Annotated in this window: 20 protein-coding genes; 8 read left to right on the top strand and 12 right to left on the bottom strand. The window is 70.2% G+C overall.

Annotated elements, in window-relative coordinates:
* Positions 1 to 84: 84 nt before the first annotated feature.
* On the bottom strand, positions 85 to 615 hold the full coding sequence (locus BX285_RS25090) for a GNAT family N-acetyltransferase (protein ID WP_259470779.1): 531 nt from the start codon (positions 613 to 615) through the stop codon (positions 85 to 87).
* Positions 612 to 1,832, bottom strand: a complete 1,221-nt coding sequence (locus tag BX285_RS25085) for an XRE family transcriptional regulator (protein ID WP_259470778.1) — start codon at positions 1,830 to 1,832, stop codon at positions 612 to 614. Before BX285_RS25085 ends, BX285_RS25090 begins: the two co-directional genes overlap by 4 nt.
* Positions 1,833 to 2,102: 270 nt before the next feature.
* Between BX285_RS25085 and amcB the strand changes: the two genes are divergently transcribed.
* From amcB to BX285_RS25055, 6 genes are all read left to right on the top strand, one after another.
* Complete coding sequence (gene amcB / locus BX285_RS25080) at positions 2,103 to 3,248, top strand: cyclophane-forming radical SAM peptide maturase AmcB (RefSeq protein WP_121178213.1); 1,146 nt, start codon at positions 2,103 to 2,105, stop codon at positions 3,246 to 3,248.
* Positions 3,245 to 3,430: a multiple cyclophane-containing RiPP AmcA gene (amcA, locus tag BX285_RS25075; RefSeq protein ID WP_121178210.1), complete on the top strand. Its 186-nt coding sequence runs from the start codon at positions 3,245 to 3,247 to the stop codon at positions 3,428 to 3,430. The genes amcB and amcA overlap by 4 nt, the downstream gene beginning before the upstream one ends.
* 76 nt (positions 3,431 to 3,506) lie before the next feature.
* Positions 3,507 to 4,193, top strand: a complete 687-nt coding sequence (locus BX285_RS25070) for a pentapeptide repeat-containing protein (protein WP_121178207.1) — start codon at positions 3,507 to 3,509, stop codon at positions 4,191 to 4,193.
* 22 nt (positions 4,194 to 4,215) lie between these two features.
* Positions 4,216 to 4,932: a hypothetical protein gene (locus tag BX285_RS25065; protein ID WP_121178204.1), complete on the top strand. Its 717-nt coding sequence runs from the start codon at positions 4,216 to 4,218 to the stop codon at positions 4,930 to 4,932.
* Between the two features lie 78 nt (positions 4,933 to 5,010).
* Positions 5,011 to 5,364, top strand: a complete 354-nt coding sequence (locus tag BX285_RS25060; protein WP_259470777.1) for a hypothetical protein — start codon at positions 5,011 to 5,013, stop codon at positions 5,362 to 5,364.
* A gap of 237 nt (positions 5,365 to 5,601) precedes the next feature.
* Positions 5,602 to 6,468, top strand: coding sequence for a hypothetical protein (locus BX285_RS25055; protein WP_259470776.1), 867 nt, complete (start codon positions 5,602 to 5,604; stop codon positions 6,466 to 6,468).
* Positions 6,469 to 6,578: 110 nt separating this feature from the next.
* Here BX285_RS25055 and BX285_RS25050 read toward each other — a convergent pair whose 3' ends face one another.
* The 9 genes from BX285_RS25050 to BX285_RS25010 all read right to left on the bottom strand — a co-directional run bounded on the left by BX285_RS25050 (position 6,579) and on the right by BX285_RS25010 (position 14,807).
* A complete protein-coding gene (locus tag BX285_RS25050; RefSeq protein ID WP_121178198.1) occupies positions 6,579 to 7,457 on the bottom strand; it encodes a glycosyltransferase family 2 protein in 879 nt (292 codons plus the stop codon).
* 515 nt (positions 7,458 to 7,972) lie between these two features.
* Positions 7,973 to 8,305 carry a metal-sulfur cluster assembly factor gene (locus BX285_RS25045; RefSeq protein WP_097239936.1) on the bottom strand — a complete coding sequence of 111 codons (333 nt, stop codon included), beginning with the start codon at positions 8,303 to 8,305 and terminating at the stop codon, positions 7,973 to 7,975.
* A 120-nt stretch (positions 8,306 to 8,425) separates the two neighbouring features.
* On the bottom strand, positions 8,426 to 8,878 hold the full coding sequence (sufU, locus tag BX285_RS25040) for a Fe-S cluster assembly sulfur transfer protein SufU (protein ID WP_097235829.1): 453 nt from the start codon (positions 8,876 to 8,878) through the stop codon (positions 8,426 to 8,428).
* A gap of 20 nt (positions 8,879 to 8,898) precedes the next feature.
* Positions 8,899 to 10,161 (bottom strand): cysteine desulfurase, encoded by a 1,263-nt coding sequence (locus tag BX285_RS25035; protein WP_257032364.1) that lies wholly within the window; start codon positions 10,159 to 10,161, stop codon positions 8,899 to 8,901.
* The gene (gene sufC, locus BX285_RS25030; RefSeq protein WP_097235830.1) at positions 10,158 to 10,922 is read right to left on the bottom strand and encodes a Fe-S cluster assembly ATPase SufC; all 765 of its coding nucleotides are present in this window, start codon (positions 10,920 to 10,922) and stop codon (positions 10,158 to 10,160) included. The genes BX285_RS25035 and sufC overlap by 4 nt, the downstream gene beginning before the upstream one ends.
* 6 nt (positions 10,923 to 10,928) lie before the next feature.
* Positions 10,929 to 11,246 carry a non-heme iron oxygenase ferredoxin subunit gene (locus BX285_RS25025; RefSeq protein ID WP_030055938.1) on the bottom strand — a complete coding sequence of 106 codons (318 nt, stop codon included), beginning with the start codon at positions 11,244 to 11,246 and terminating at the stop codon, positions 10,929 to 10,931.
* A gap of 5 nt (positions 11,247 to 11,251) precedes the next feature.
* Positions 11,252 to 12,481, bottom strand: coding sequence for a Fe-S cluster assembly protein SufD (sufD, locus tag BX285_RS25020; protein ID WP_097235831.1), 1,230 nt, complete (start codon positions 12,479 to 12,481; stop codon positions 11,252 to 11,254).
* 58 nt (positions 12,482 to 12,539) lie between these two features.
* Positions 12,540 to 13,955, bottom strand: a complete 1,416-nt coding sequence (gene sufB, locus BX285_RS25015; protein WP_097235832.1) for a Fe-S cluster assembly protein SufB — start codon at positions 13,953 to 13,955, stop codon at positions 12,540 to 12,542.
* 9 nt (positions 13,956 to 13,964) lie between these two features.
* The gene (locus BX285_RS25010) at positions 13,965 to 14,807 is read right to left on the bottom strand and encodes a metalloregulator ArsR/SmtB family transcription factor (RefSeq protein ID WP_097235833.1); all 843 of its coding nucleotides are present in this window, start codon (positions 14,805 to 14,807) and stop codon (positions 13,965 to 13,967) included.
* A gap of 164 nt (positions 14,808 to 14,971) precedes the next feature.
* Here BX285_RS25010 and BX285_RS25005 point away from each other — a divergent pair, with 164 nt between their 5' ends.
* Together BX285_RS25005 and BX285_RS25000 are read left to right on the top strand one after the other, a co-directional pair.
* Complete coding sequence (locus tag BX285_RS25005) at positions 14,972 to 15,898, top strand: ABC transporter ATP-binding protein (RefSeq protein WP_097235834.1); 927 nt, start codon at positions 14,972 to 14,974, stop codon at positions 15,896 to 15,898.
* A gap of 47 nt (positions 15,899 to 15,945) precedes the next feature.
* Entirely contained in the window at positions 15,946 to 16,665 is a 720-nt protein-coding gene (locus BX285_RS25000; RefSeq protein ID WP_398901542.1) for an ABC transporter permease, read from the top strand.
* Positions 16,666 to 16,750: 85 nt separating this feature from the next.
* Here BX285_RS25000 and BX285_RS24995 read toward each other — a convergent pair whose 3' ends face one another.
* Positions 16,751 to 17,440 carry an LPXTG cell wall anchor domain-containing protein gene (locus BX285_RS24995; RefSeq protein ID WP_121178192.1) on the bottom strand — a complete coding sequence of 230 codons (690 nt, stop codon included), beginning with the start codon at positions 17,438 to 17,440 and terminating at the stop codon, positions 16,751 to 16,753.
* Positions 17,441 to 17,665: the final 225 nt, after the last annotated feature.

Genomic DNA, 17,665 nt, shown 5'->3' with positions numbered 1-17,665 from the left:
CCAGGACGGCCAGGGGAGGCCGTATCGGCGTCGATGAAACGGCTCACCCGGCGTCGTGCACGACCAGGCGCCGCCGCCGCAGGCTCAGTGGATCGGGCGGATCATCGCGGTCAGCCGGGGCGAGTCCGGAGAGGGCTGTTGAGCGTTGAACGCCCGGTAGCCCCAGGTCTCGTAGAGCCGCCGGACCTTGCCGTCCCCGGCGAGCGGGTTGACCAGAAGGGTGACACGGCCCTCGACGCGGCAGCGCAGCAGGTCGTCGTGGATCCGGCGGGCGGCTCCCGTGCCCCGCCAACGGGTCCGGACGCCGATCTCCTTGATGGCCAGAGCCGGGGCCTCGGTGTAGCCGACCGGAAGGGGCTCGGTCATGCGCTTCCAGTACCGGTCACCCGACTCAATCGTGTTGCCGTACGCGTAGCCGACCGGTACCTCGCCGTCGTAGCCGAGGACGAGCTCGAAACCGGGCTCGGTGGCATGCCGGTCGAGGCGTTCCGCGAACACGTCGACGCGGTAGTTCGGCAGGTGCAACAGGGGGGCCCGCACATCGGCGTACACGTCCAGCAGGTCCTGCCGGACATCGGGGGGAAGGGCGGTGTGGTGGCGGAGTTCGACGGTCACGCGGTGGTCCTCCAGCTGTCGTGGGCGTATGCCGTCCAGGTGCGGTCCGGGCCGCTGCCGCCGGCCAGCTTGTGCAGCGAGCTGCCGAAGGCGGCCAGCATCCGGGAGACGCGGGGGTGTGCGAAGTCCTCGGCCGGGAGGGACATGGCAGTGGCGACCGCGGGCTCGAGATCGCCCTGCCCGAGCTGGGCGCGGGCAAGCCGGACGGTGGTGATCGCTCGGGACCTCTGCATGGTGTCACGCCGCTGTCCGATGCTGCGGTGCGCGTGGGCTTCCGCGTCTTCCCAGTTCCCGGCCGCGAGGTGGGCGGCAAGGGCGAGGGAGTCGAGTTCGGACTGGTCGTAGAAGGCGGTGATCCACACTGGCCGGGAGGCATCGAGGTCGGCTCGGTCAAGGGCGTCCTGTGCGTGCCCGATGGACCGGCGGACCGCGTTGGAGTCCCCGGTCAGCCCGTGGATCGCCGCGTGGCGGGCGTGTCCCAGAGAGGCGAACAGCGGGTCGCGTCTGGCGATCGGCAGGCTGCGGGCGACCTCATTGGCGGCGAGCGCGTCGCCTGCCTGCCCGAGGTGCCGGTACAGGCTGCCCGCGTGGGACCAGATACGGAACTGGATGCCGGAGTCGCCGGACATCGCCGCGAGGATGGCAGCCATCTGGTGGTGTTCGAGGGCTGCGTCGAAGCGACGGCCGTCGATCGCAGCCCACATCGCCGAGGACATAAACGATGCCGCGCACGCGTACAGCTGGGCCCGGACCCGCTGGGTCGCGATGCCGTTCTTCTGCAGGTCGAGAGCGTCCTCGGCGAGCGCGGTCGCCCTGGTCTCGAGGCTGAGCCGACCGCCGTGGCGGTGGTCGCTGGCGATGACCTCGGCGAAGCGGGCCTGCAGCCTCCGCACGTCACCGACGCCGATCCGGCGACTCGATGCCACGGCAGGGGGGCTCGTGAGCACCGTCACGGCCGCGCCTCCGGCCGCCGCGATGAAGTCGCGTCGCCTCACGTCGTCCTCCGGTGTGGTGCGGGCCCGTCCGGTCGGGACGAAGCCCAGGTCTTCGGGCGTACATGCGAATACTGCCCTGAGTGCGAGGCGGATCTTCACCGGCGGCCATCGGGTCGCGCCGGTCAGCCAGTTGTGCACCGTGCGCTCTGACACGGAACCGAGCTTTCCCGTGAGGGTCCTGATCTCGGCGTTCACTTCGCGTGCCAACTCGGCCTTGGTCATGCGACGTTCGGACATCCGGAGGCGGAGCGGAACATTTGCCAGCATGAGGTCAACGTAGTCGCGTTGTCACGTGCCGTGCATGGAGCCGGGTAATGGGACGGTCAAATTTTCCGGTCGGAATGGGCCCAGCGTGCGAGCAACTTTGCCTCACCGTAGAGCTCATGACTGTCGTTCACTGATTGCACGCCGCCTGCCCAAGCGGACCCGGCGCAGGATCCTGCCCCGTGAACGGCCCTGCGCCGGCCCAGTCTCCGCCCTTGGAGGAGCAGCATGATGCACTCCCCGGCACGCTATCAGCGCCGCATCGCCCGTCGTCCGAGGACGGTCGTTGTCCAGGCTGACTCCTTCTGCAACCTGGACTGCGCTTACTGCTACCTGCCCGACCGCAAGCGGCGGGCCCCGATGTCGGTCGCGATCGCCGAGGCGGTGGCCCGTTCCGTCGCCGAGTTCGCCGATACCGCATCGCCGGAGCCGGTCGAGGTGGTTTGGCACGCCGGCGAGCCGCTGGCCGTCGGCCGAACGCGACTCGCCGAGTTGCTGGCCCCGTTCGAGCCGTTGCGGCAGGCCGGGTTGGTCGAGCACTCGTTGCAGACCAACGCCGTACTGATCACACGGGCCTGGTGCGACTTCCTCACCGCGTACGGGTTCCGCGTCGGGGTGAGCATCGACGGCCCTTTCGCCCTCAACCGTCGGCGCGTGGACTGGGCCGGACGTCCGGCCTTCGAGCGGATCATGAAGGGCATTGGGTGCCTGCGCGAGTACGGCGTACGGTTCTCGGCGATCGCAGTCGTCACCTCGGAGAGCATCGGCGACCCCGAGGGCCTGCTGGACTTCATGGCCGACCTCGGCTGCCACACGGTGGGTCTGAACACGGAGGAAAGGGAAGGCGTCAACACCGACCGGGCAGTTCCCACCCCCGAGCAGGCCCGCGCGTTCTGGCGCCGCACCATCGCCTGGTCACGCCGCAACCGCGACCTGACCATCCGCGAGATCGACCGGCTCGGCGGCTACCTGCGGGATGTCCGCGCCGGACACCAGGCCGCCTGGGGCCACGTGTTGATCGACCCGATCCCGACCATCGCCTCCAACGGCGACGTCGTCCTGCTTTCGCCCGAACTCGCCGGGATCACCGACTCGGCCTACGAGGACTTCCGCGCCGGGAACGTCCTGGAGCGGAGCATCGGCTCGATGCTGGACCGCGCCCACCGCCTGCGCTATGTGCGCGAGTTCCTGACCGGCCTGGACGCGTGCGAGGCCACCTGCGACATCTTCGACTTCTGCCGAGGAGCCCAGGCCGGCAATCGCTACTTCGAGAACGGCCGCCTGGACACCACGGAGACGAACTACTGCCGCGTGTCCCGACAGGCCCTGGTCACCGCCCTGTCCGATACCGTCCAAGAGGAGAAAGCCGCATGACCCTGCTCGAACTGCTGGCCGCCAGCAACACCGCCGTCGTCGCCGACCTGACCGGTGTCGCCACCGTGACCGACCCCACCGCCGGGCCGTTCGACAACCGGCCCACCTGGGACAACAACGGGCCGAAGTTCGACAACCGGCCCACCTGGGACAACTGGTCGAACAAGAACAAGGGCAAGTAGCGCCACCCCCCGAACCTCCCCGGGCCCGCACCAGCGGTGCGGGCCCGGCCCGACCCTCGAGAGAGCGGAGCCCCTCATGGACAGCATCAGCTTCGGCCGGGTCGCCGTGACCCTGCCCAACCTGGACGAGCCCGGCCTGTACCTGTCCCACGTCACCACCCTCGACTCCGCTCGGGGCATCGTCCAGGACTTCCAGTACGGTGACGCCGACCTGCGGGATCTGCATCTCGCCGAGACCCGCCTCATCACCGGCCGCGTCTCCAACCTACGGGTCGACCGCATGCAGCTCGATCAAGTTCGCCTCGAATCCGTCGAGTTCGATAGCTGTGACCTCGCCGCCGCCCGCATTGCCGACAGCAAGCTCTCCCGGGTCGTCTTCCGTAACTGCAAGATCATGGGCGCCGGTCTCATCGGCGGGACCCTGGACAACGTCCTCTTCGACAACTGCAAGCTCGACTACGCGACGTTCGAGCAGATCCGCGCCACCGGCGCGGTCATCTTCTCCAAGTGCGCGCTCACCGAAGCGTCGTTCACTGGTTGCGACCTCGGCGGCGCGGTCCTCGACACCTGCAACCTGCGGCAGACCGAGTTCGGCCGGGGCAAGTACCAGGGCCTCGACCTGCGGGGCAACGACCTCACCGCGCTGCGGGGCGTCGCCAACCTCGGCAAGGTACTCATCGACCGCGCCCAGCAGGCCGAACTCGCCGAAGCCCTCGTCACCGAGCTGGACGTGACCTTCGCCGACAACCTCGACGACCGGTAGACCCAAACTTGGAGGAATCCGCGTGGCTCTCGCCATCGCCCACACCGATCCCGCTGCCCTCATCGCCAGGTGTGACAGCACCGGCGTCCGCACCGCTCGCGGCGAGGCCGACTACGAGGACGGGGCTGTCCTCCCTGCCGCCCCCTGGCATCCCATCACCACCGTGCTGGCGGCAGAACTCCGCCCGACCGAGCGGAGCGCCGACAGCACGCTCGTGGAACTGGTGAAGCTTCCCGATGGGCCGCCACCGGCCACCCTTGCCTCCCTCGCCGACCAACTCGGAGACCCCGACGCCGTTCACCTCGGCCAAGCCAGGAGCCCGGCCAACGCCCTCACCACCACTGCCAATGATCAGGACGGCCGGCGCATCGGCCTGCACCTCGACAACTGGGACAGGCTCCGCTACCAGGCCAAGCACACCGGTCGCCGACGTCTGTGCTTCAACCTCGGTCCCGGAACCCGCTACCTCCTGCTCGGCGGCCGCGACATCCGCGCCGTCTGCCACGATCTCCACGCCGACCCCGAGGACCGCTATCCGCACACCGACGACCTGCGGACCTATGCCGCCCTCGGGCTGCCCCTGCGCGTCTTCCGACTGCGGATCGGCCCCGGCGAGGGCTACATCGCCCCAACCGAGCTGCTGCCCCACGACGGCTCCACCGAGGACCAGCCCCAACCGTCCACCGCCGCGTTCTGGCTCGGCCACTGGCCACGCGGCGTCCTGGCCTCGCTGATCTGACACCGGCCCGTGGGAGCTGTCCGCTGCAGGTGGCGATGGCAGCGCCGCGTCCCATCCCCATTCACGTAGGAGACTTCCATGGCTGCTGCGCCGCAGCAAAGCCCCCGTCCGGTCACGCCTCGGCCGCCGACGGGCCGGACCTTCGACCAGGAGCTGTGCGGGCTCGTACTCGACACCGCACCCCGCCTGTTCGCCGTCGTCCAGATTTGGGGCGAGGGCCTGCCGGACGTCGACGGGTGGGTCGCGGCCTGGGGGGTCGCCGACCACAGCGGGCGAGCGCACGTGGTCAGCATCGACGGGAAGGCGGGAATGACCCTCACGTCTCCCGATCGGGCCTTGCGCCATTTCGCCGGGCGACCGGGGATCACCGCGCGGCTGGTCTGGCTCGCACAGCCGAGTGGAGCAGCAGTGGATCGGGCCGAAGCCACCTGATCTTTTGGCCTGCTGACGCGAGCGGGCCGTGACGGACGCGGCGGGCTCGGGGCAGCCCAACCGGGGTTGGCCCGCGTTGGTCGCGGACCGAATGTCGTAAACGTCTCACCTTGCGTCAAGTGCCGTGGTACGTTCCGTAATCCAACCGAACATAGGCGACCCCGGCGGTGCTACCAACACCCCGGGGTCCGGCAGCAGGAGCCAGAACTCCCGATGCGCGTCCATCGTAGCGCCCACGTGCGCAACTTCACCGTACTGCCCAACGCCCTGCTCCAGTACCGGCGATTGAGCTACACCGCCCGAGGCCTGCTCGCGGACCTCCTCTCCCGCCCCGACGGCTGGCGTGAGGACGGTCGGCACATGGCCGACTCCAGCCCGCAGGGCCGAGGCGCGATCCGCAAGGCCCTGAAGGAACTGACCGACGCGGGCTTCTATCGCGTCGAGAAGATCCGCCTGCCGGACGGCACCATCCGCACCGAGACCCACGTGTACGACACTCCGTGGTTCGCGCCGAATGCCACCCGTCCGGCGCCCGGTGGAGCGGCTACCCGCAGCGCTGACACGCCTGTTGTAAAGAACCGGCGCCAAGAACCCACCCTCCCCGGCAGTCCAGCCGATGAAGTCGAACCGGACGGGCGGGAGGAGGATTCCGCGACCGAAGAGGTCCGCGAAGCCGTGGCCACCCTGTTCCGGGTGATCCGGCCTGAACCGCGCCTGCGCCTGGGCGAGGCCGAAGCCGCCGAACTCGCGCCCCTCGTCGCGCAGTGGCTGCAGCGCGGCGCGACCCACGTCGACCTTGCGAACGCGCTGTTGCCGGGCCTGCCCACGCCGATGCACTCGGCGGCGGCCGTGCTCCGCTACCGGCTGGAGCACAAGATGCCGCCCGCACGGCCCACCGCACGGCCAAGGGCCCGCTACGCCGAGTGCGCCAAGTGCCACGACCCCGTGCCCCGACCGGGCATCTGCCGCCCATGCGCCGGCCTGCCCACCCGAACCCCCACGATCAACAACGCGGCGGACGTGGCAACCGCAGGCGCCGCCCGCGTCCGGACCGCCCTGCGCTCTGCCATGACCGGCAGTCGGCCCGCACACGTCGCAGCCTGAGACAAGCGGCCCGTTGGTTACCCGGCCATGACCAGTGCGGACGTGCAGCGCGTCATCGACGCTCTCCACGCCGCCTGGACCTGACCGCGCCGCGCTGGGCCGGCGGTCAGTCAGAACACCGGCGGTCGGCCCAGCTTCGTCATCCGCCACACCGTGCCCCAGCGCATCGGCCGGCGCGGCGGGCACCCGGTTCGCACGCCCTCGAAGAAGCCGGACCACCACGCCTTGAGCCCGGACAGCGGCGGCCGGCGGACCAGCGTGTAGAGCGCCCAGGAGGTGAGGTAGATCGGCACCAGGACGGCGGGAAGGTGGCGCTTGGCCAGCCAGACCCGATTGCGGGCCGTCATCCGGTTGTAGGCGGCATGCCGGGCCGGGTCGGTGCGGGGGTGCTGGAGCACCAGGTCGGCCCGGTAGTCGATGCGCCAGCCCGCGTCCAGCGCACCCCAGGCGAAGTCGGTCTCCTCGTGCGCGTAGAAGAACGGGGCGGGGAAGTCGCCGACCTGCTCGATCACGCTCATGCGGATGGCGTGGCCGCCGCCGAGGAAGGTGGTGACCTCGCCGGACAGCAGCGGGTCCGAGGCGCCGAGGCGGGGCACGTGGCGGCGCTGGGTGAACCCGGTCTCGTCCGCGATCCGGAAGCTCACCACCCCGAGTCGAGGGTCCTGCCCGAAGGCTTCGCGGATCAGCCCGAAGGTGTCGGTCCGAGGAAGCAGGCCGTCATCGTCCAGGACCACCAGGACGTCGACCCCGCCGAGTTCGCACAGCCGCTCGACGCCGGCGTTCCGGCCACCCGGGATGCCGAGGTTCTCCGGCAGTTCCACGGCGTCCACCCACTCCGGCAGCTCCGGGAGCTTCACCCCCTGCCCGAGCACCACGGTCCGAACGCCGCTGTCGCCGCCGTCCTGGGCCCGTACCGAGTCCAACAGCGCCGTCAGCTCCGCAGGCCGGTTTCCCATCGTCAGCACCACCACGCCCAGCGTGACGCCCATCGCACCCGATCCCAATCGAGGAACCCCTCATGATCTCGCCGACACCCCGGTCCGGCGGTGTACCGTCGCTGCGAAAGCTGGCCAGTACCGGCTGTCTGTCGGACCACCAGGTGATGGACCAGCCGACGCCGGACTGGATCGCCCGCCACCGGCCCGCTGGTCCGGGTGCCGGGCCAGAGTGCCACACCGGCCGCTGCTGCTGATACCGGATGGCTTTTGGTTCGCCCGCACGGAGACGGCCGCCTCGATCCACGGCGTACGCCACGGCGCCCAGGTGCTCGCCCACAGGTAAGTCGCCCTTCACCATCAGCGCCGCGTGCCGCCCGGCCGGCCGGCAAGCGGCGAGGCCCGGGGCGGGCACCCGCCGGCAGGCGGGTGGGGGGTGGATGGTGGGGAACGGCGGAGAACCCGCCCAACACAGCAGATCACGCGCGGGTATTCACCCCGGAAACGCCGCTGCCGCGCGCCCCCAAGGGTGCACGCGGCAGCGGAAAAACGATCGTCCGGCCAATGCCTCAGACGTTGAACCCCAGCGCCCGAAGCTGCTCGCGGCCGTCGTCGGTGATCTTGTCCGGGCCCCACGGCGGCATCCAGACCCAGTTGATCCGCAGGTCCTTCACCAGGCCGTCGGTGGCCGTCTTGGCCTGGTCCTCGATGACGTCGGTCAGCGGGCAGGCCGCCGAGGTGAGCGTCATGTCGATGGTGGCCACGTCGGACTCGTCGATGTGGATGCCGTAGATCAGGCCCAGGTTGACGACGTCGATGCCCAGTTCGGGGTCGACGACGTCCATCAGGGCCTCGGTCAGGTCCTCGACCGAGACGGTGCCGGCCGTGGTGCCGACGATGATGCCGGCCGGCTGCTCGTCGGCAGCCGAAGCCGCAGCAGTAGCCGTCGCGTCGGCCGCAGCGGAGGCGGTGGCGTCGACGGTGGTGTTCTCGTCACTCATGGTTTGTCCTCCTCTGCAGGTTCAGTCGTTCACGGCGGGGTGCTGGGCGAGCGCCTGGGCGGTGGCGTCCTTCCAGGCCATCCAGCTGAGCAGGGCGCACTTGACCCGGGCCGGGTACTTGGAGACGCCGGCGAACGCGACCGCGTCCTCCAGCACCTCCTCGTCGCCCTCGCCCTGGCCCTTGCTCTGCATCAGCTCCAGGAAGGCCTCCTGGACCGCCTGCGCCTCGCCGACGGACTTGCCGACGACCAGGTCGTTCAGCACCGAGGCGCTCGCCTGGCTGATCGAACAGCCCTGGGACTCGTACGAGACGTCGGCGACCGTCGTGCCGTCGAGCTTCACCCGCAGGGTGATCTCGTCGCCGCACGTCGGGTTGACGTGGTGCACTTCGGCGTCGCCGTCCCGCAGCCCCTTGCCGTGGGGGTTGCGGTAGTGGTCCAGGATGATGTCCTGGTACATCGAGTCGAGCTTCATGGTCGTCCTGCCCCGTCCCGTCAGCCGAAGAAGTTCCGGACGTGGTGCAGGCCGTCGATCAGCGCGTCGACCTCGCCCGGCGTCGAGTACAGGTAGAACGACGCCCGCGTGGTCGCCGGAATTCCGTACCGCAGGCAGACCGGCCGTGCGCAGTGGTGGCCGACGCGCACGGCGATGCCCTGCTCGTCCAGCACCTGGCCCACGTCGTGCGGGTGGATGTCACCCAGCGTGAAGGAGATCGCGGCACCGCGGTCGACGGCCGTGCGCGGGCCGATGATCCGCAGGTCGGGGATCTCCAGCAGGCGCTCCACCGCGTACTCGGTGATCGCGTGCTCGTGCGCCGCGATCCGGTCCATGCCGATGCCGGTCAGGTAGTCGATGGCCGCGCCGAGCCCGACCGCCTGGGCGATCGGCGGGGTGCCGGCCTCGAACTTGTGCGGCGCCGGGGCGTAGGTGGACGAGCCCATGGTGACGGTCTCGATCATCTCGCCGCCGCCGAGGAACGGCGGAAGGTCCTCCAGCAGCTCCTGGCGGCCCCAGAGCACGCCGATGCCGGTCGGGCCGAGCATCTTGTGGCCGGTGAAGGCGACGAAGTCGGCCTCCAGCGCCTGCACGTCCAGCACCGCGTGCGGCGCGGCCTGCGAGGCGTCGATGACGACCAGCGCGCCGACCGACTGCGCCTTGCGGACGATCGTCTCCACCGGGTTGACGGTGCCGAGCAGGTTGGAGACCAGGGTGAAGGAGACCACCTTGGTCTTCTCGGTGATCAGCTCGTCGATGTTCGACAGGTCGAGCCGGCCCTCGTCGGTCAGCCCGAACCACTTCAGCTTCGCGCCGGTGCGCTGCGACAGCAGCTGCCACGGGACGATGTTGGAGTGGTGCTCCATCTCCGTGATGACGATCTCGGAGTCGGCGTCCACCTTGTACGGCTCGTCGGCCCAACCGAGCATGTTGGCGACGAGGTTGAGCGACTCCGAGGCGTTCTTGGTGAAGATCACCTCGTTGCGGCTCGGCGCGTTGATGAACGCCGCGACCTTGTCCCGGGCGCCCTCGTACAGCGCCGTGGCCTCCTCGGCGAGCACGTGCACGCCGCGGTGGACGTTGGCGTTGTGCCGCTCGTAGTAGGCGTTCAGCGCTTCGAGCACCTGGCGGGGCTTCTGCGAGGTGGCCGCGTTGTCCAGGTAGACCAGCGGCTTGTCGTCGTGCAGCAGCCGCTGCAGGACCGGGAAGTCCTTGCGGATCGCATCGGTGTCGAGCAGTCCCGACAGCGGGGTACGGGTCACTCGGAAGCGCCCCCCTTCACGTACGACTCGTAGCCCTCGTCCTCCAGCTTGTCGGCCAGCTCGGCACCGCCGGACTCGACGATGCGGCCGCCCGCGAAGACGTGGACGTAGTCGGGCTTGATGTACCGCAGGATGCGGGTGTAGTGGGTCACCAGCAGGGTGCCGACCTCGCCGGTCGAGCGGACCCGGTTGATGCCCTCGGAGACGATCCGCAGCGCGTCGACGTCCAGGCCGGAGTCGGTCTCGTCGAGGATCGCGATCTTCGGCTTGAGGAGCTCCAGCTGCAGGATCTCGTGGCGCTTCTTCTCGCCGCCGGAGAAGCCCTCGTTGACGTTGCGCTCGGCGAAGGCCGGGTCCATCTGGAGGGCGGCCATCGCCTCCTTGACCTCCTTCACCCACAGCCGCAGCTTCGGGGCCTCGCCGCGGACGGCGGTGGCGGCGGTGCGCAGGAAGTTGCTGACCGAGACGCCGGGGACCTCGACCGGGTACTGCATGGCCAGGAAGACGCCGGCCTTGGCACGCTCGTCGACGGACATCTCCAGGACGTCCTCGCCGTCCAGCAGCACCGAGCCGCCGGTGACGGTGTACTTGGGGTGGCCGGCCAGCGAGTAGGCCAGGGTGGACTTGCCGGAGCCGTTCGGACCCATGATGGCGTGGGTCTCGCCCTGCTTCACGGTCAGGTCGACGCCCTTCAGGATCTCGCGCGGGCCGTTCTCGGCCTCGACGGAGACGTGCAGGTCGCGGATTTCAAGGGTTGCCATGTGTACTCAGGACTCCTGGTTGACGGAGACGAGCACATCGTCCCCTTCGATCTTTACGGGGTAGACAGCGACCGGCTTGGTGGCGGGCAGGCCGGAGGGCTTGCCGGTGCGCAGGTCGAAGCTGGAGCCGTGCAGCCAGCACTCGATCATGCAGTCCTCGACCTCGCCCTCGGAGAGTGCGACGTTCGCGTGCGAGCAGATGTCGTTGATCGCGAACACCCCCTCGTCGGTGCGGACGACGGAGACCGGCACGCCGTTGAGGTCCACGCGCTTGGGGACGTCCTCCTGGAGGTCGCTGAGCGCGCAGGCACGGAGGAAGGTCATCGCGTTCAGACCGCCGCTTCGAGCTCGGCGTCGATCTTCTCCATGAGCTGGTCCTGGACCTCGGCGACGCCGATCTGCTGCAGCAGCTCGGCGAAGAAGCCGCGCACCACCAGGCGGCGGGCCTCGTCCGCCGGAATGCCGCGGGCCTGCAGGTAGAACAGCTGCTCGTCGTCGAAGCGGCCGGTCGCCGAGGCGTGGCCGGCGCCGACGATCTCGCCGGTCTCGATCTCCAGGTTCGGGATCGAGTCGACCCGGGCGCCGTCGGTGAGCACCAGGTTGCGGTTGAGCTCGTAGGTGTCGGTGCCGAGCGCGGCGGCGCGGATCAGCACGTCGCCGACCCAGACGGCGTGCGCGTCCTGGCCCTGGAGGGCGCCCTTGTACGCCACGTTGGAGCGGCAGTGCGGCGTGTCGTGGTCGATGACCAGACGGTGCTCCAGGTGCTGGCCGGCGTCGGCGAAGTACAGGCCGAACAGCTCGGCCTCGCCGCCGGGGCCCGCGTAGTTGACCCGCGGGTGCAGGCGGACCAGGTCGCCGCCGAAGGTCACGACCACGGACTTGTACGTGGCGTCCCGGCCGACCAGCGCGTTGTGCTGGGCGACGTGGACGGCGTCGCGCTCCCAGTCCTGGACGGAGACGAAGGTGAGCTTCGCGCCGTCGCCGACCAGCAGCTCGACGTTGGCGGCCCGGATGCCGGTGCCCGTGTGGTTGAGCACCACGACGGCCTCGGCGAACGGCTTGACGTCGATCACCACGTGGCCGAAGCGGACGCCGCCCTCGCCGTGCACGTCGATCTTGACCGGCTCGGTGAGCACCGCGTCCTTGGGGACGGTGACCACGAGCGCCTCGTCGAAGGCGCTGAACGCCTGCGCGGCGACCCGGTCGACGGGCGTGCCGGCCTTGCCCAGGCGGGCGTCGTCCCGGCCGACGGTCTCGGCGGTGACGCCGTCCGGCAGCGTGAACTCGACCTTGGTCCCGCCCCGCTCGGCGGCGGCGGCCGTGCCGTCGTGCAGCCCGCCGAGGCGGTGCAGCGGCGTGAACCGCCAGTCCTCCTCGCGGCCGGTGGGCACCGGGAAGTCGTTCACGTCGAAGGACGGCTTGACCGCGACGCGCGCGTCGATCGGCTGCTTGACCGTGTCACGGCCGGTGCCGGGGCCGGCGAGCTGCGCGCCCGCGCCGGCGGTGCCGACCTCGATCGAGCCGGCGGTGGTGGAGCCGGTGGTGTTCTGCTCAGCCATGGCTGTTCGTAGTGCTCTCTTCCTCGGAATCAGTGGATGGCGGGTGCTCGGCCGGACGTCAGCCGACCGCGCCCTCCATCTGCAGCTCGATCAGCCGGTTGAGCTCCAGCGCGTACTCCATCGGCAGCTCGCGCGCGATCGGCTCGACGAAGCCGCGCACGATCATCGCCATGGCCTCGGTCTCGGTCAGGCCGCGGCTCATCAGGTAGAACAGCTGGTCCTCGCTGACCTTGGAGACGGTCGCCTCGTGGCCCATGGACACGTCGTCCTCGCGGACGTCCACGTACGGGTAGGTGTCCGAGCGGGAGATCGTGTCGACCAGCAGCGCGTCGCAGAGCACGTTGGACTTGGCGCCGTGCGAGCCCTCGCCGATCTCGATCAGACCGCGGTAGGAGGTCCGGCCGCCGCCGCGCGCCACCGACTTGGAGACGATGTGCGAGGAGGTGTTCGGCGCCATGTGGACCATCTTGGCGCCGGCGTCCTGGTGCTGGCCCTCGCCCGCGAAGGCGATCGACAGGGTCTCGCCCTTGGCGTGCTCGCCCATCAGGTAGACGGCCGGGTACTTCATGGTGACCTTGGAGCCGATGTTGCCGTCGATCCACTCCATGGTCGCGCCCTCGTACGCCACGGCGCGCTTGGTGACCAGGTTGTAGACGTTGTTCGACCAGTTCTGGATGGTCGTGTAGCGGCAGCGGCCGCCCTTCTTGACGATGATCTCCACGACCGCGGAGTGCAGCGAGTCGGAGGAGTAGATCGGCGCGGTGCAGCCCTCGACGTAGTGGACGTAGGCGTCCTCGTCGACGATGATCAGCGTCCGCTCGAACTGGCCCATGTTCTCGGTGTTGATCCGGAAGTAGGCCTGCAGCGGGATGTCGACGTGCACGCCCTTCGGCACGTAGATGAACGATCCGCCGGACCACACGGCCGTGTTCAGCGCGGCGAACTTGTTGTCGCCGGCCGGGATGACGGTGCCGAAGTACTCCTTGAACAGCTCCGGGTGCTCGCGCAGCGCGGTGTCCGTGTCCAGGAAGATGACGCCCTGCTCCTCCAGGTCCTCGCGGATCTGGTGGTAGACGACCTCCGACTCGTACTGGGCGGCGACGCCGGCGACCAGGCGCTGCTTCTCCGCCTCCGGGATGCCCAGCTTGTCGTAGGTGGCCTTGATGTCCGCCGGCAGGTCCTCCCAGGACTCGGCCTGCTTCTCGGTGGAGCGGACGAAGTACTTGATGTTGTCGAAGTCGATGCCGGTGAGGTCGGAGCCCCAGGTCGGCATGGGCTTCTTGCCGAACAGCTTGAGGCCCTTGAGCCGCAGGTTCAGCATCCACTCGGACTCGTTCTTCTTCGCGGAGATGTCGCGCACGACCTCCTCGCTGAGCCCGCGCTTGGCAACGGCGCCGGCAGCGTCCGGGTCGGCCCAGCCGTACTCGTAGTTGCCCAGGCCCTCAAGCTCCGGGTGCGAAACGGTGTCAGTCATGCGAGCTTCCTAACGCGCGGACGCAGAATCTTCGGTGGACGTACCGGCAGTCGGCACTGCATCGGAGTTCCGGCCCGCGGTGTGGCGGGCGGACGACGATGCGGCACCGGGTGCCGGCACATAGGTGGTGCAGACCCCGTCGCCGTGGGCGATGGTGGCCAGCCGTTGCACATGGGTGCCCAGGATCCGCGAGAAGACCTCGGTCTCCGCCTCGCAGAGCTGCGGGAACTGCTCGGCGATGTGCGCAACCGGGCAGTGGTGCTGGCAGAGCTGGGCGCCCGCCGGGGCCTTGGCCGCGGCCGACGGGACACGCCGCACCGTGGCAGCGTACCCGTCCGCACTCAGCGCCTCGGCGAGTGCCTCGGTGCGCTCGGCCTCGTCGGCCCGGCGCAGCGCTTCCTGGTACTTCTCGCCCTGCTTGCCGAAGCGGGCCCGGGCGAAGGCGGCGACCGCCTCCTCGCCCGCCTTGCCGCCGCCCACCGAGTCCGAGATCCAGCGCAGCGCGTCGGCCGCGAGCTGGTCGTAGGCCTGGTAGAAGGCGTCCCGCCCGCCGTCGGTGAGGGCGAACACCTTGGCCGGACGGCCGCGGCCGCGGCTGCCGTAGACCCGCTGTTCGCGGGACTCGACCAGGCCGGCGGCGGCCAGTCCGTCGAGGTGGCGGCGGACGGCGGCGGCGGTGAGGCCGAGCCGGCTCGCCAGGTCGGCGGCGGAGGAGGGGCCGTGGTCCAGGATCGAGCGGGCGACCCGGTCCCGGGTGGCGCGGTGGCCCTCCAGCAGCACCTCGGCCGCCGTCACGGGCACGTCACAGCCGGGGGCCGACTCGGCCTCCTGCTGCGTGGCGTGCTCGCGCATGTTTTTCACAACACCAGTGTTGCGTAATTACTTCCGTCCGGACAAGCCGTGATCCAGGCCTCACCGGTGTCATCGATCACGCAGGTAAGCCTTACCTGGCCTGCGGAAACGATCACCGAGGGCGCCGTCCGGCCCCCGCGTCAGCGCCTCTTAGACTCGCCGGTATGAACCCCGTACCCGCGGTCCAGGTCGCCGGGCTGGTCAAGCGCTACGGCGACAAGACGGCCGTGGACGGTCTCGACCTCACCATCGCCGCCGGCACGATCACCGCCGTCCTCGGCCCCAACGGCGCCGGCAAGACCACCACCATCGAGACCTGCGAGGGCTACCGCCGCCCCGACGCCGGCACCGTCCGCGTCCTCGGCCTCGACCCAGTCACCCAGAGCGCCGCCCTGCGCCCCCGGATCGGCGTCATGCTGCAGTCCGGCGGCGTGTACGCGGGCGCCCGCGCGGTCGAGATGCTGCGGCACACCGCCAAGCTGCACGCCCACCCACTGGACGTGGACGCCCTGGTCGAACGCCTCGGCCTCGGCTCCTGCGGCCGCACCACCTACCGGCGGCTCTCCGGCGGCCAGCAGCAGCGGCTCGCCCTCGCCATGGCCGTGGTCGGCCGCCCCGAACTGGTCTTCCTGGACGAACCCACCGCCGGCCTCGACCCCCAGGCCCGCCGCGCCACCTGGGACCTGGTCCGCGACCTGCGCCGGGACGGCGTCACCGTGGTCGTCACCACCCACCACATGGACGAGGCCGAGCAGCTCGCCGACCGCGTCGCCATCGTCGACCGCGGCAAGGTGATCACCGAGGGCACCACCGAGGAGCTCTGCCGCGGCGGCGCCGAGGACTCCCTGCGCTTCGACGGCCCGCCCGGGCTCGACCTGGGCCCGCTGCTCAAGGAGCTGCCCGAGGGCGCCACCGCCGTGGAGACCACCCCCGGGAGCTACCGCGTCGAGGCGCCGGTGGACCCGAAGCTGCTGGCCACCGTCACCGGCTGGTGCGCGGCCGCCGGCGTCCTGCCCGAACGGCTGTCCGTCCAGCGCCGCAGCCTCGAAGACGTCTTCCTCGACCTGACCGGACGGGAGCTCCGCTCGTGACCTCGACCGACTACTCCCCGAAGCCGGGGGCGGCACCGGTCGGCCGGATGCTGCTCGCCCAGACCGCCTTCGAGACCCGGATGCTGCTGCGCAACGGCGAACAGCTGCTGCTCACCGTGGTCATCCCGACCGTGCTGCTGGTGCTGTTCTCCGCCGTGGACATCGTCGCGGTCGAGGGCCCCGGCAAGCGGGTCGACTTCCTGGCCCCCGGCCTGCTCGCGCTGGCCGTGATGTCCACCGCCTTCACCGGGCAGGCCATCGCCACCGGCTTCGAGCGCCGCTACGGCGTGCTGAAGCGGCTCGGCGCCAGCCCGCTGCCGCGCTGGACGCTGCTGACCGCCAAGACCGGCTGCGTCCTGGTGACGGAGGCGCTGCAGGTCGCGCTGCTGTCGGTGATCGCGCTGGCGCTGGGCTGGTCCCCGCACGGGAATCCACTCGCCGTCGTCGCCCTGCTGGTCCTCGGCACCGCCGCCTTCTCCGGGCTCGGCCTGCTGATGGCCGGCACCCTGAAGGCCGAGGCCACGCTGGCCGCCGCCAACCTGGTCTTCATCCTGCTGCTGCTCGCCGGCGGGGTGATCGTGCCGCTGAGCAAGTTCCCCGACGCCGTACGGTCGGTGCTGGAGCTGCTGCCGATCTCGGCGCTCTCGGACGGGCTGCGCTCGGTGCTGCAGGGCGGCGCCGGGGTGCCCTGGTCGGACCTCGGGATCCTGGCCGGCTGGTCGGTGCTCGGCCTGGCCGCAGCGGCCCGCTTCTTCCGCTGGGAGTGACCGGCGACGTACGAACGCACAACGCCCCCCGGCCACTTGAGGCCGGGGGGCGTCGCGCTGTTCGGCTCGTTCAGCGCACGGGGCGTCAGCCCTGGCTGCCGCCGCGGCGCTTGCGGGCGAGCACCACGAGCGCGCCGCCGATCAGCAGCACGCCGCCGCCGGCCGCCGCGATCATCGGGGTCGCGTCGCTGCTACCGGTCTGGGCGAGCGCCGGGCCGCTGGGGGTGGGCGCCGGGGCGGCGGTGGTCGGCGCGGGCACCGACGGGCTCACGGTGGGCGTCCCGGTCGGCGTCGGCGTGGGGGTCGGGGTCTTCGTCGGCGTCACGGTCGGCGTCGGCGTGGGGGTCGGGGTCGGCGTGGGGGTGGGGGTCTTGGTGGGGGTCGGAGTCGGAGTCGGCGTGTGACACGGCTCGATGGTCTTGGTCTCGTTGATGTTCCAGCCCTTCTCGTTCGGGTTCTCCGTGGTGGAAACCACCAGGTTCGCCTTGATCGGGGCGGCGTGGTCCTTCACCGGGAAGGTGCCGTGGAACTCCGCGGGGAAGGTCTTGGCGTCCAGGACCTTCTCGCCGTCGATGGTCAGGCTGACGGTGTTCTTCACGTCGGCCTTGGGGCTGTAGTTGATCAGATCGACCACGACCTTGTCGCAGGTCACCGACCACGTCGGCACGTGCGCCGAGGCGTCGGTGGCCAGCGCCAAGGGAAGTAGAAAACCGGCCGCCGCTGTACCGGCAAGTGCCGCCGCGCCGATCCCGATGTGCCGCTGCTGTCGCGCCATTACGCTGTTCCCCTCCGAACGGTCTTGCGCAGCAGGCGTGTTGAGTGGATCGCGGTGGCCCGCTACGAACTGTCCGGGGGACTCTACCGGCACTCCCGCATCCCGCCACACCCCGCCGTACGACCGGATTTCGTCTGTCCGTCCGTTCTCCGATGTGCATGACCAGCCCATCACAGTCGCCACCTCGCAGAATGCGGATTCGGCAGACTTGAATGAACTTCGTCA

It is taken from the genome of Streptomyces sp. 1114.5, from assembly GCF_003635085.1.
Lineage (GTDB): Bacteria > Actinomycetota > Actinomycetes > Streptomycetales > Streptomycetaceae > Kitasatospora.
This window is presented reverse-complemented; position numbering and strand designations above follow the sequence as displayed.